Source organism: Sarcina ventriculi (genome assembly GCF_900456775.1).
GTDB lineage: Bacteria > Bacillota > Clostridia > Clostridiales > Clostridiaceae > Sarcina > Sarcina ventriculi.
On sequence record NZ_UAUL01000008.1, the window covers coordinates 152385 to 166691 of the forward strand.

Sequence of the window (14307 nt, forward strand, 5' to 3'; positions counted from 1 at the left end):
TATAATATTTTAGGAGGAAAGATATGAACGATAATTTAGAACCATTATTATTATTAGATGAAAACGGTGAAGAAACAGAATTTGAAGTAATAACAAAATTAGATATAGAAGAAAATGAATATTTCCTATTATCACCAATGAATGAAGATGAAGAAGTTGTTATAGCAATGAAAGTTATTAAAGATGAAAATGATGAAGAAATATTAGTCCCTGTTGAAAGTGATTTTGAAATTGAAATGATAGAAGAGGCATATGCAACGTTATTTGCCGATGAAGAAGAGTAAAAAGAGGAGTTTTTAATATGTCGATGGCTATTACTAATTTTGATTCTTTAAAAGAGGATTTAAAGAAAAAAGGGTATAAGTTGACTCCTCAAAGAAGATCAATTGTTGATGCTATAATAAAAAACGAAGGTGAACACTTAACAGCAGAGGAAATATATGATGAGGTAAAATTAACTTGTCCTGAAATTGGATTAGCTACAGTTTATAGGACTATATTATTATTAGAAGAAATTGGAGTTATATATAAATTGGATTTAAATGATGGATGTAGTAGATATGAATTAGCTCATGAGCATGAAACTCATAGACATCATCATTTAGTGTGTAACTCTTGTGGAAGAGTGTTAGAAGTACACGGAGATCTTTTAGAAGAATTAGAAAAAGATATAGAAAAGAAGTATGGATTCAAAATATCAGACCACATGGTGAAGTTTTTTGGTATTTGTAAAGAGTGTAGTGAAAAGGAAAAATAGAGGGGGTTCTTATTTGAATTACCTTTGTTATATATAAAAAAATAAAAAAAGGAGGGGAACTATGAAGCGTGAAAAACTAAAGGTTAAAATTATACCTTTAGGTGGGCTAAATGAAATTGGAAAGAACATTACGGTTGTTGAATTTAAAGATGATATAGTAATTATTGATTGTGGTCTTAAGTTTCCAGATGAAGATATGTTTGGTATAGATGTAGTTATACCAGATATATCTTATTTGGTAAAAAATTCTGAAAAAATTAGAGGAATATTTTTAACGCATGGACATGAAGACCATATTGGGTCATTACCATATTTTCTAAAGCAATTAAATGTTCCTATTTATGGTACAAAGCTTACCTTAGGAATAGTTGAAACTAAATTAAAGGAACATGGTTTATTAAGTACTACGGAACTTATTACAGTTAAGCCAAGAGATGTTATAAAATTAAACTCAGTTTCAGTGGAATTTATAAAAACAAATCATAGTATAGCAGATTCAGTAGCTATAGCTATTCATACGCCTATAGGAGCGATACTTCACACAGGAGATTTTAAGGTTGATTACACTCCTATAGATGGTGAGGTTATGGATTTTGCTAGGTTTGCAGAACTTGGAAGAAAAGGCGTTTTAGCAATGTTAGCAGATTCTACAAATGTTGAAAGACCTGGATATACTATGTCAGAGAGAGTTGTTGGAGAAAGTTTTAAAAGAATATTTGCAAAAGCTAAAGGTAGGATAATAGTTGCAACATTTGCATCAAATATTCACAGAATTCAGCAAATAGTAGAAGCAGCACAGCTATATGATAGAAAAATAGCGGTGTCTGGAAGAAGTATGGAAAATATAGTTCAAGTTGCAATTGAATTAGGTTATTTAAATATAGATCCAGATGTTTTACTTTCAGTAGATAATATAAATAAGTATCCAAATGAGAAGATTGTGGTTATAACAACAGGAAGTCAAGGAGAGCCAATGTCCGCTTTAGCTAGGATGGCAGCTTCAGAGCATAGAAAATTAAATATTTTAGAGGGCGATACTGTAATAATTTCAGCAACTCCAGTACCAGGCAATGAAAAATTAGTATCAAAAGTTATAAATCAATTGTTTAAAAAAGGTGCAGAAGTTATATACGGTTCGTTACAATCTATACATGTGTCAGGTCATGCCTGTCAAGAAGAATTAAAACTTATGCAAGCTTTAGTAAAACCAAGATTTTTTATTCCAGTTCATGGAGAATATAGGCATCTTAAGCAACATGGCGAATTAGCTGTACGTGTAGGATTGCCAGAAAAAAATTTTGTGATTGCAGATAATGGGGATATTATAGAAATAACTAGAGATAGTATAAGAAAGAATGGAACAGTTTCTTCGGGGCAAGTTTTTGTAGATGGTTTAGGTGTTGGAGATGTAGGAAATATTGTGCTTAGAGATAGAAAACATTTATCTCAAGATGGTATTTTGACTGTAGTTGTTACAATAGATAAAAATACATCAAGAATTATTGCAGGACCAGATATAATATCTAGAGGCTTTGTTTATGTAAGAGAGTCAGAAGACTTAATGGATGAGGCAAAGTCTATAGTCAGAGAGGTTTTGAAAGATTGCGAAGATAAAAATATAACAGATTGGGCAACAATGAAATCTAGTATAAGAGATGGCTTAAGATTATACCTTTATGAAAAGACAAAAAGGAAACCTATGATATTACCTATAATAATGGAAATATAGTAATAGATTTAAAAAGTTAGTGTTAATTATCTTCTTTTAACTTCAAACATTGACTTTTTAATAATTAAATATTACAATTTCTATATGAAGAGAAAAGATTGGATACTAGTAAGTATCCAATTTTTTCTGTATAAAAAATTGGAGGAAAAAGAATGAGTAATTTATTTACAAGAGAAGATATTAGAAATATAGCTATTATAGCTCACGTTGACCATGGTAAAACTACATTAGTTGACGCATTATTAAAACAAAGTAATATCTTTAGAACAAATGAAAAAGTGCAAGAAAGAGTTATGGACTCTAATGATTTAGAAAAAGAAAGAGGAATAACTATTCTTTCTAAAAATACATCAGTTCATTACAATGACATAAAAATAAATATTATAGATACTCCAGGACATGCTGATTTTGGAGGAGAAGTTGAACGTGTACTAAAAATGGTAGATAGTGTTCTTTTAGTTGTAGATTCTTATGAGGGAGCTATGCCTCAAACAAAGTTCGTTTTAAGAAAAGCTCTAGAACTTGGATTAAGACCAATTGTTGTAATTAACAAAATAGATAAACCAAATGCAAGACCAGAGGAAGTTATTGATGAGGTGTTTGATTTATTCTCAGAACTTGGAGCAGATGATGAACAATTAGATTTCCCAATAGTTTATGCTTCAGCTAGAGATGGAGTTGCTACAGTGGATTTAGACAATCCTAAAGATAATATGAAAGATTTATTTGATACTATAATAAATCACGTAGAGCCACCAAAGGGATATTTAGATGAATCATTACAAATGCTAGTAACTACATTAGACACATCTGAGTATGTTGGTAAAATATCTATAGGAAAAATATCAAGAGGAAAAGTTAGAAAAAATCAACAAGCAGCAATAGTAAGACAAGATGGAAAAATAGATAATTTTAAAGTGTCAGGTGTTTATACATATGACGGATTAAAAAGACAAGAAGTTGAAGAGGCAAGTCTTGGTGATATAGTAGCTATAAGTGGTATTGCAGATGCTGGTATAGGTGAAACTATAACAGATGCTCAAAATCCAGAAGCTTTACCATTTGTAAAAATAGATGAGCCTACTCTTAATATGAATTTTATGGTTAATGATTCACCTTTTGCAGGAAGAGAAGGAGAATTTGTAACATCAAGACATTTAAGAGATAGATTGATGAAAGAACTTGAAACAAATGTAAGTTTAAAAGTTACAGAACTTAGTCCAGATTGTTTTGAAGTAAGTGGTAGAGGAGAACTTCATTTATCAATTCTTATAGAAACTATGAGAAGAGAAGGTTATGAGTTTCAAGTTTCTAAACCAAATGTTATTTTTAAAGAAGAAAATGGACGTAAAGTAGAACCTATGGAATATTTAACGATTGATGTGCCAGAAGAATTTATGGGACCAGTTATGGAAAAACTTGGACCTAGAAAAGCTGAAATGGTTAATATGACATCAGCAGTTAATGGATATACTAGATTAGAGTTTAGAGTTCCAGCTAGAGGACTTATAGGATTTAGAAACGAATTTATGACAGACACTAAGGGAAATGGAATTATGAATCATGTGTTTGATGGATATGAGCCATATAAAGGTGAAATACCAGGAAGAAGTAGAGGTTCTTTAGTTGTATTTGAAACTGGTGAATCAATAACATATGGATTATTTAATGCTCAAGAAAGAGGAACTTTATTTATAGAACCTGGAGTTGAAGTTTATGCAGGAATGGTTTGTGGAGTTTGTTCAAGGGCAGATGATATAGAAGTTAATATTTGTAAAAGAAAACAATTGACAAATACAAGATCAGCTGGTGCTGATGATGCTTTAAAATTATCACCTGTAACAGCAATGTCACTAGAGCAATGTTTAGAATTCATTAATAATGATGAATTAGTAGAGGTTACTCCAGTAAATGTTAGAATGAGAAAAAGAATATTAGATAGTGCAGCAAGAAAAAGAGCAAGTAGAAAATAGTCTTATCTTGTATAGAGTAAATGTTACGCATTTACTCTATATTATAAATTAAGGAGGTTTCTTGTTTGTTAAAGTTAAATAGGTCAAAAAAAACTGTTATTTCAAGCATTATTATTATATTTTTAATAGTAGTGTCAGTTATTTTAGGAATTGATTACATTTCGACTGAGAACAGACCCCTAACAAAAGAAAAAGATGAATCTACTATAAGTATAACGGTTAACAATGGAGATACGTTATATGGAGTATTTGAAAAACTAAAAGAAGAAAATATAATGCCTAACGTATTTTTTGCTAAGGTTTATTTAAAATTAAATCATATAAGTGATAAAATTATGGTAGGAGATTATACTATAAATACAAATGTAACATTAAAGGAACTTGTTAATATTTTACAAAGCGGTATAGGAACAACTAAAAAGATTACATTTCCTGAAGGATATACCGTAGAAGAAATAGCTCAAACTCTTCAAGAAAATGGAATAATTAAGGCGGATAGTTTTTTAAAAGCTGTTAAAAATTACAATGTTCCAAGTTATATAACATTAAATAATGAAAAAAAGTATAATTTAGAAGGATTTTTGTTTCCAGATACCTATAATTTTAGAAATGGTATGACTGGAGATGAAATAATAGAAACTATGTTAGAAAAATTTAATATAGTTATGAACGAGATTCAAAATGAAACAGGTATTACAATACCTAAAGATGATTATGAAAAATATGCTACTATAGGTTCTATTATTGAGAAAGAAGCTAGTACTGACGAAGATAGAAGTTTGGTATCTTCTGTTATATATAACCGTTTAAAAAGTGATATGCTTCTTCAAATAGATGCTACTGTGGTTTACGCTTTAGGGAATCCTAAGATAAATATTGTAACATACAAAGATCTTGAAGTTGATTCACCATATAACACTTATTTAAATAAAGGCCTTACAATAGGTCCAATATGCAATCCAGGGAAAGAATCTTTGTTAGCCGCAATAAAGCCAGATAATACAGATTACCTATATTACGTATTAACTGAAAATGGTTCGCATTTTTTCACAAACAACTATCAAGATTTTCTTAAGAAAAAAGAAGAACTAAATGTAAATTGATTTGGAGGAAGCAATGAGCGGAGTAACTTTTGATTATATGGAAGAATACTTAAGAGGTCTTATTACAAATAGGGATAAAGATTTATTAGAATTAGAGAAATTTGCTATAGAAAATAGAGTTCCAATAATACAAAAAGAGACTGCTAAATTTTTAGAATTTATGATTTCTATGAAAGAACCTAATAATATATTGGAATTAGGAACTGCTATAGGGTATTCATCAATACTTATGAGTAAAACATTAAACAATAAATGTAAGATAACTACGATAGAGAGAGATGAAAAGATGATAAATCTTGCTAAAGAAAATATAAAGTCTTTTGGTCTTGAAGATAATATTGAAATTAAAGAGGGAGAATGTTTAGAAATACTAGAAAAGCTAGATGATAAATATGATTTAATATTTATGGATGCTGGAAAAGGACATTATAATCATTTTTTACCTCATTGTTTAAGACTTTTAAGTGATAAAGGTGTAATAATAGCAGATAATGTATTATTTCGTGGAATGGTTGCATCGGATGATTTAGTAAAGAGAAGAAAAATAACAATTGTTAAAAGAATGAGAACATATTTGGATATAGTTTCAAATGATAAAAATTTAATAACAACAGTTATACCTATGGGTGATGGTATTGCCCTTACTAAGAGGAGGTAGAATAAGATGAAAAAACCTGAGTTATTAGCTCCAGCTGGAAATTTAGAAAAACTTAAAACTGCCATAGATTATGGTGCTGATGCTGTTTATCTTGGAGGAAGTAAACTAAATTTAAGAGCTTTTGCAGATAATTTTACAAATGAACAAATCGCAGAAGGTGTTAAGTATGCGCATGATAGAGGAAGAAAAGTTTATGTAACAATGAATGTTTTCCCTCATAATGAGAATTTAAATGGATTAGAAGAGTATATAGAAACATTAGCAAGCCTTAATATAGATGCTATTTTAGCTTCTGATCCTTCAATAATAATGACTATTAAGGAAGTTGCGCCTAATTTGGAAATTCATCTAAGTACACAGGCTAATAATGTAAATTGGAAAACTGCCAAATTTTGGTATGACTATGGAGTGAAAAGAATAGTATTAGCGAGAGAACTTGGATTTAAGGAAATAAAAGAATTTAGAGAACATTTGCCAGAAGAATGTGAACTTGAAGCATTTGTACATGGTTCAATGTGTATATCATATTCAGGAAGATGTTTATTATCTAACTACATGACAGGAAGAGATGCTAACAGGGGGGCATGTTCACAGGCTTGTAGATATAAATATTATCTAGTTGAAGAAAAGAGACCAGGAGAGTATTTTCCAGTAGTAGAAGATGAAAATGGAACTTACATTATGAATTCAAAAGATTTATGTATGATAGAACATATTCCAGAACTTGTACAAAGTGGAATAAACTCTTTAAAAATAGAAGGTAGAATGAAAAGTGCATACTATGTAGCTGCAATAGTAAAGTCTTATAGAGAAGCTATTGACTCATATATGTCAGATCCAGAAAATTATGAACTTAAGCAAGAGTGGATGGATAATTTATTTAAAGTGAGCCATAGAAGATATCATACAGGTTTTTATTTTGGAAAAAATGGGGAACAATTCTATGATTCATCTTCTTACATAAGAGAATATGATATTGTAGGTATTGTAAAATCTTATGATTCAAAAACTAAAATAGCTACAATAGAACAAAAAAATAGATTATTTGATGGTGATAAAGTAGATGTTTTAAGAGCTAAGGGAAGTAGTTTTGAGGTGGCTTTAAATGATATGACAGATGAAAATGGAAATAAAATAGAAACTGCGAATAAAGCTCAAATGATATTTAAAGCAAAAGTTGATACACCTCTTTGTGAAAAAGATATGCTTATAAAAAGCAAGGAGGGAAAATAGTAATGCAAAAACCAATTCTTGTAGGAATAACAGGTGGGTCAGGGTCAGGAAAAAGTAGCATAGCAAATGCTATTTGTGAAGCTTTTGGAAGTAATGATATAGCAAAAATTGAGCAAGATTTTTATTATAAAGACCAAAGCCACCTTTCAATGGAAGATAGAACTAAGACTAATTATGATCATCCTAATGCTTTTGATAATGATCTTCTAGTTAAGCATCTAAATGCATTATTAAATGGTGAGGTTATAGAGAAGCCAATATATGATTTTGCAATTCACAATAGGATTAAAGATACTATAAGAGTTGAACCAAGAGAGATTATATTAGTTGAAGGAATACTTATCTTAGAAGATGAAAGAATAAGAAATCTTTTAGATATAAAGATATATGTAGACACAGATGATGATGTAAGAATTATAAGAAGAATGTTAAGAGATATAGAAGAAAGAGGTAGAACTATTGAATCTGTAGTAGAGCAATATCTATCAGTAGTTAAACCAATGCATAATCAATTTACTGAGCCTACTAAAAAATATGCAGATATTATAATACCAGAAGGTGGTCATAATAAGGTTGCAATAGATATATTAATTGCAAAAATGCAACAGATATTAAGTGAAAAAAATAAAAATGTAAAATTATAAAAATGAATAAAACACTTCTTTACAGGCTAAAATCCAGTTAAAGAGGTGTTTTTTTATGGTTAATAAAAATTCAAAAAAAAGAATAAAACAAGTAAAAATAATATTAATAACATTATTAACATTATTAATTGCAAGATTAGTAGTTATAATAAACGATACTAAAATAATATCAGCATCTGCATCTAATTATAATGAAAGTGAAATTATTCGTAATGAAAATTATAAATTATTAGATGTAAATTATGAGGAAATAATAGATTGTGAAACAAAATTTATGTTAGTAATAGATAAGGATACTTTTTTATTAAACAATGCAGTTCAAAATGCTGATGAAATTTTGACTTTTTATTATATTATGGAAGATGATAAATTTGGTTTTTCTTTTTATGATATAAATAAAGCTAGTGGAAAAATTAAATATGAAATTAGTAAAAGTGCTTATGAACAAATGTTAGGTATAGTAGAAAATCTAAAGGGAGTGTATATGTATAAATATAATGAGGTAGGGGAAATAGCTACCTGGAGTATAGAAAATATCCTAAAGAGCACACAATCTTTTTCTAATAATAAGGATAAAAGCAAAAATTCATTAGAGGTTTTTATAGGAGAAAGTACAAAGAACAACACAACTGATATGGTTACATTCGAAAAAAGTGAAGATGGTACTTATAATGAAAAAAAATCAAAAAATAAAAATATAAATATACAGTTAACTTTAGATAAAAAACTACAAAAAATTACCCGAGAAATTTTGAGCAAAGAAGAATTTGTAAACTTTCCTAATGCAGGTGCAGTTATAATTGAATCCGATACTGGTAAAATATTATCTATGGCTCAAAAAGATGAAACCCAACCTAATTTAATTACTGGTGGTGGACAGATATCTGGATATGAACCAGGATCAATATTTAAAATACTGACGTTAGAAGCAGCGATGGATTATTTAAATATAGATTTAAATGATAAGCATGTTTGTAAAGGTGAAAAATGCAATAAATCTCATGGAGAGCTTACAATTTTAGAGGCTTTTAAGGTATCTTGCAATGAGGTTTTTGCTAAATTAGGAGCTGAAATTGGAGCGGAAAAATTAATAAATTTTGCAAAAAATCAAGGGTTGTTTCAAAATTTATTAGGATTAGATGTAGAGAGTGGAATGGAGATTATAGGCACATATAATGAAAATGGTAATGTAGAGGATTTATCCATAGGTCAATCTATGCAGGTAAATTTATTACAAATGACATCTATAATAAGTACTATAATAAATGATGGACAATATGTAAAACCATATATACTAGATAAGTTTGTTGATGATGATGATAATACTTTAGAAAACTTTGGAGAAGAAAAAATTAAAGTAATATCAAAAGATATATCAGATAATGTAAAATATGCTATGAATCAAACAGTATTAAGTGGAACTGCTAATATTTCAAATATTGAAGGTATTGAGGTTGGAGCTAAAACAGGTACAGCTGAGGGAAGTGATGGAGAGAGTATATATGGGTGGTTTGTTGGGTATTGCAATATAAATAATAAATATTATTCTATTGGTGTATTTGTACCTAATATAGAAAAGATAGGTGGAGAAAATACTGGAGGAAGTACAGCAGGTGTGATTTTTAGAGATATAGTTATGGAGTTAAAAGAATATTATAATAAAAATTAATATAAATTGAGTAAATTTTTAATCTAGCAATCATAGTATATATAGTAAGTATTAATAGGAGGAGCATCATTGTTTATTTTTAAATACTTATTAGATGTGGTTGCTAGTAATATACTGCTGTTAGGATATGTAAACGGTAATGCAACTTTTCCACAACCTTTAAGTGAAGAGGAGGAAGAATATTATTTAAGGCTTTTTAATGAACAAGGAGATTTAAATGCCAAAAGTATACTTATTGAAAGAAATTTAAGGTTGGTCGCACATATAGTAAAAAAATATTCCTTTCCTAATAAAGATATTGATGATTTAATATCTGTTGGAACTGTAGGTCTTATAAAAGCAATTAATTCTTTTGACTCATCTAAAGGAACACGTCTTGCAACTTATGCTGCAAGATGTATAGAAAATGAGATACTTATGCTCTTTAGAAGTAGTAAAAAAACTAAAGGTGAGGTTTTTCTTCAAGACCCCATAGGAACAGATAAGGAGGGAAATGAAATATGTTTAATAGATATTTTAAGTAGTGAAGGAGATTCAGTTTTAGAAATAGTAGAAAATAATATACAAATTGGGGTATTATATGAGAAAATAGATAGCATTTTAAGTAAGAGAGAAAAGCAAATAATACAAATGAGATATGGGCTTTTAGATGGAAATATAAAAACTCAAAGGGAAATAGCTGCTATTTTAAATATTTCTAGGTCTTACGTGTCTAGGATAGAAAAAAAAGCATTAAAAAAATTGCTTAAAGAGTTTAGTGTTAAATATAATGGATAAAATTATAAAAAAATAAAATTTAATCAATAAAATGATGGATTATAGTAATATTATGAGTTATAATATTATAATGTATGAATTTAAAATATATAGGGAATTAGCTTATATTGTCTTAATGGAATATTAAAATTCCATTAAGAATTTTAATTGAATATTTTTGGAGGGGTTTTGTGTAGTTTAAGAGAGTTATTAAAAATTGCAATAAAGAATAGAGCTTCCGATTTGCATTTAAGTGTTGGAATATCTCCAACCATTAGAGTGGATGGAATTTTAAAAAAGCTAAATTACAAAGATTTAAGTTCTGATGATACTGAAAAATATGCTAAAATAATATTACAAGACCAATATGATATATATGAAAATCAAGGGGAATTTGATACAGTTTATTCGATAAATGATGTTGGAAGATTTAGAGTTAATGTATTTAAACAAAGAGGTAATACATCTTTAGCTATAAGAGTTATACCTTTTGAAGTAATGAGTTTAGAAGAATTAAACTGCCCTAGTATTGTAAAAGAATTATGTTATAAAAAAAGTGGACTAGTTATTGTAACTGGACCAACAGGTAGTGGTAAAAGTACAACTTTATCGGCTATGATAAATGAGATAAATAAAAATAGTGCAAGTCATATTATAACTTTAGAGGATCCAATAGAGTTTTTACATAAACATAATAAATCTATTGTAAACCAAAGAGAAATAGGTAAGGATTCTCTAAGTTACAGTAAAGCCTTAAAATCTATCTTAAGAGAGGATCCAGATGTTATATTGATTGGAGAGATGAGAGATTTAGAAACCATATCACTAGCAATAACAGCAGCAGAAACAGGACATCTAGTTTTTTCTACTCTTCATACTATAGGTGCAGTTAAAACTATAGATAGAATTGTAGATGTATTTCCTAGTAATCAACAGGATCAAATAAGAATTCAGTTAGCTAATATAATAGAGGGAGTAATTTCACAACAGTTAATTTTAAATAAAAGCGGAAAAAGAGTTGCTGCATTAGAAATAATGACTTCTACTTTAGCTATTAGAAATCTAATAAGAGAGAAAAAGACTCATCAAATACAATCATTAATTCAGTCTGGAAGTAAATATGGGATGATAACTATGGATGATTATTTAATGAAATTATATAGGCAAGGGACAATAGGAAAAGATGTGTTAATAGATTTTTCAGTTGATAAAGATATGATAAGTAAAAGCATGCTATATTAAAATTAAATCTTAGATATTTAATTTTAATATAGCATTTAAGGAGGGTTACACAAGAAAAATGTCTGATTATATAGTAGGTTTAGATATTGGAAGTAAAAATATTTGTGCTACTATGTCTATAGAAAACGAAGAATATGGGTTTGAAGTTTTAGATTTTGTGTGCAAGCAATCATATGGAATAAAAAAAGGTTTAGTAACTGATTTTAATTTAGCAGTGGATTGCATAAAAAAATGCTTAGAAGAATTAGCAGAAAAAACACAAACTAATATAAATGGTGTTTATTTGGGCTTTAGTTGCAAAGAATGTAAAATAATACCTTCCAAGGGGTATACTTATGTAGGGGAAGATTCTTATGTAAATGAAACTAATATACAAAATGCGTATAGAGATGCTAAAAACATATTGCTTAAGGATGATGATTGTATAGCGGATAGTGTAATAAATTGTTTTTATACAACAAATGAAGAGTGTGTTAAAAATCCTATTGGTATAACATCAGATAAGCTAGAGATAGATTTAGATTTAATATTATCAGATGTTAAATATATAGATAATTTAAAACAAGCAGTTTTGGAAGCTGGATATCAAGTATTAGGAACAGTTTTATCCATAAATGCACTTAAAAATATATTTTTAAGTGAGGATACAATCTCAAAAAATGTTGGAATAATAGATATAGGAACAGAAAAAACTGAAATAGCTTTATATAATGCCAATCAGTTAATTGGTACAGGTCAAGTTCCGTTTGGAGGAGATGCGATAACTAAAGATTTAGCTATTTGCCTTGAAATTGATGAAAATATGGCAGAACAACTAAAAAAAGAATGTGCTAAAGATTATATTTATATGGCAAAAGAGTCTATTATTGATTTAGGTACACGAGAAGTTGATGCTAGATTTGTTCATGATGTAATAGAAGCTAGACTAGATGAAATTTTAGAACATATATATAAAGAAATTTCTAATAATGAATTTTATGGAAAAATCGACTTTTTTATAATAACAGGAGAGGGATTAGTATATTTTGAAGAAATAGACAAAAAAATACAAGAAATATTAGGAAAAAAAGTTAAGTTGTTTAAAAAACATGACTTTTATTTAAATAATTCTACTATTATTGTCTCTATTGGTATTGTTAAAGAGGTATATGATAGGTTAAAATTAATATGTGATGAAAAAGTATTCTCTAGTATTAATATAAATAATAATGTAGATACTAATATAAACACTTCTGTAGATGATGAAAGTGAATATGATAACAAAAAAAATAAAAAAAGAGGGCTTTCAAGATTTAAAGCCTTTTTAGACGATATTTTCTAAAGGGGGAGTTATTTTGTTAGATTTTGATGTAGATATCCAATCATTTACTAATATTAAAGTAGTAGGCTGTGGAGGTGGTGGTGGAAACGCCATAAATAGAATGATTCAAGAAGGCTTAAGAGATGTTGAATTTATAGCTATAAACACTGATAAACAAGCGCTTATGCTTTCACATGCACCAAACAAAATACAAATAGGTGATAAACTTACAAAAGGTTTGGGTGCAGGAGCTAATCCAGAGATAGGTCAAAAAGCTGCAGAAGAGAGTAAAGAAGAGATAACAGAAGCTGTAAAAGGTGCTGATATGGTATTCATAACAGCAGGAATGGGTGGTGGAACTGGTACTGGTGCTGCGCCAGTTGTTGCAGAGATTGCAAAGTCTATGGGTATACTAACAGTAGGTATAGTAACTAAACCTTTTCCATTTGAAGGTAGAAGAAGAATGACTCATGCTGAAATGGGTATACAAAACCTAAAAGAAAAGGTAGATACACTAGTAATAATACCAAATGAGAGATTGTTATCTATGGTAGACAAGAAAACTACCCTTTTAGATTCTTTTAAAAAAGCAGATGATGTTTTAAGACAGGGTGTTCAAGGTATATCAGATCTTATAACAAATCCAGGACTTATAAACTTGGACTTTGCAGATGTAAGAGCGGTCATGGTTGATAAAGGATTAGCACATATGGGTGTAGGAAGTGGAAAAGGTGAGACAAGAGCACAAGATGCAGCTAGAGAAGCAATATCATCTCCATTATTAGAAACATCTATAGTAGGAGCGACAGGAGTGCTATTAAATGTAACAGGAGATGGAGAACTTGGACTTTTAGAAATTAATGAAGCTGCTGAAATAGTTCAAGAAGCGGCAGATCCTGATGCAACAATAATATTTGGAACAGTTATAGACGAAACTTTAAAGGATGAAATAAGAATAACTGTTATAGCTACTGGTTTTGAAAAGGACAGAAATACTAGCTTTAAAAAAGAATCAATTTCTGAGAGAAGAATGGAAAGCTTAGCGAGAGAGACTGAAAGAGAAGAGGTTGCAGCAACTGCAACAACAATAGAAAAGCCTAGAGAAAGAGAACAAGAACAAGATTTAAATATTCCAACTTTCTTAAGAAATCCTAGAAAAAGATTATAATAAAAGTAGTAAAAACCCTTAGAGATATTTCTCTAAGGGTTTTATTATATATTTGGGGAAGTTAAATGAATTTAT

The 14307-nt window shown here is 29.0% G+C and carries 13 protein-coding genes; all 13 read left to right on the forward strand.

The window, feature by feature from the left end:
• Nucleotides 1-23 precede the first annotated feature (23 nt).
• The 13 genes from DR020_RS07415 (at nt 24) to ftsZ (ending at nt 14232) form a co-directional block, all read left to right on the forward strand.
• The gene (locus DR020_RS07415) at nt 24-284 is read left to right on the forward strand and encodes a DUF1292 domain-containing protein (RefSeq protein WP_055257237.1); all 261 of its coding nucleotides are present in this window, start codon (nt 24-26) and stop codon (nt 282-284) included.
• A gap of 17 nt (nt 285-301) precedes the next feature.
• On the forward strand, nt 302-757 hold the full coding sequence (locus DR020_RS07420) for a Fur family transcriptional regulator (protein ID WP_371811639.1): 456 nt from the start codon (nt 302-304) through the stop codon (nt 755-757).
• A 61-nt stretch (nt 758-818) separates the two neighbouring features.
• The gene (locus DR020_RS07425; protein ID WP_055257236.1) at nt 819-2486 is read left to right on the forward strand and encodes a ribonuclease J; all 1668 of its coding nucleotides are present in this window, start codon (nt 819-821) and stop codon (nt 2484-2486) included.
• 152 nt (nt 2487-2638) lie between these two features.
• The gene (gene typA, locus DR020_RS07430; protein WP_055257235.1) at nt 2639-4459 is read left to right on the forward strand and encodes a translational GTPase TypA; all 1821 of its coding nucleotides are present in this window, start codon (nt 2639-2641) and stop codon (nt 4457-4459) included.
• A gap of 65 nt (nt 4460-4524) precedes the next feature.
• Nucleotides 4525-5562 carry an endolytic transglycosylase MltG gene (mltG, locus tag DR020_RS07435; RefSeq protein WP_055257234.1) on the forward strand — a complete coding sequence of 346 codons (1038 nt, stop codon included), beginning with the start codon at nt 4525-4527 and terminating at the stop codon, nt 5560-5562.
• Between the two features lie 13 nt (nt 5563-5575).
• The gene (locus DR020_RS07440) at nt 5576-6220 is read left to right on the forward strand and encodes an O-methyltransferase (RefSeq protein WP_112365631.1); all 645 of its coding nucleotides are present in this window, start codon (nt 5576-5578) and stop codon (nt 6218-6220) included.
• A gap of 6 nt (nt 6221-6226) precedes the next feature.
• A complete protein-coding gene (locus DR020_RS07445) occupies nt 6227-7453 on the forward strand; it encodes a peptidase U32 family protein (protein WP_055257232.1) in 1227 nt (408 codons plus the stop codon).
• 2 nt (nt 7454-7455) lie between these two features.
• Entirely contained in the window at nt 7456-8097 is a 642-nt protein-coding gene (gene udk / locus DR020_RS07450; protein WP_112365632.1) for a uridine kinase, read from the forward strand.
• Nucleotides 8098-8152: 55 nt separating this feature from the next.
• Nucleotides 8153-9766: a penicillin-binding transpeptidase domain-containing protein gene (locus DR020_RS07455; RefSeq protein ID WP_112365633.1), complete on the forward strand. Its 1614-nt coding sequence runs from the start codon at nt 8153-8155 to the stop codon at nt 9764-9766.
• A gap of 69 nt (nt 9767-9835) precedes the next feature.
• Entirely contained in the window at nt 9836-10543 is a 708-nt protein-coding gene (gene sigK / locus DR020_RS07460; RefSeq protein ID WP_055257229.1) for an RNA polymerase sporulation sigma factor SigK, read from the forward strand.
• Nucleotides 10544-10711: 168 nt separating this feature from the next.
• Entirely contained in the window at nt 10712-11764 is a 1053-nt protein-coding gene (locus DR020_RS07465; RefSeq protein ID WP_112365634.1) for a type IV pilus twitching motility protein PilT, read from the forward strand.
• A 58-nt stretch (nt 11765-11822) separates the two neighbouring features.
• The gene (gene ftsA / locus DR020_RS07470; protein ID WP_112365635.1) at nt 11823-13085 is read left to right on the forward strand and encodes a cell division protein FtsA; all 1263 of its coding nucleotides are present in this window, start codon (nt 11823-11825) and stop codon (nt 13083-13085) included.
• A gap of 13 nt (nt 13086-13098) precedes the next feature.
• The gene (gene ftsZ / locus DR020_RS07475) at nt 13099-14232 is read left to right on the forward strand and encodes a cell division protein FtsZ (RefSeq protein WP_055257226.1); all 1134 of its coding nucleotides are present in this window, start codon (nt 13099-13101) and stop codon (nt 14230-14232) included.
• Nucleotides 14233-14307: the final 75 nt, after the last annotated feature.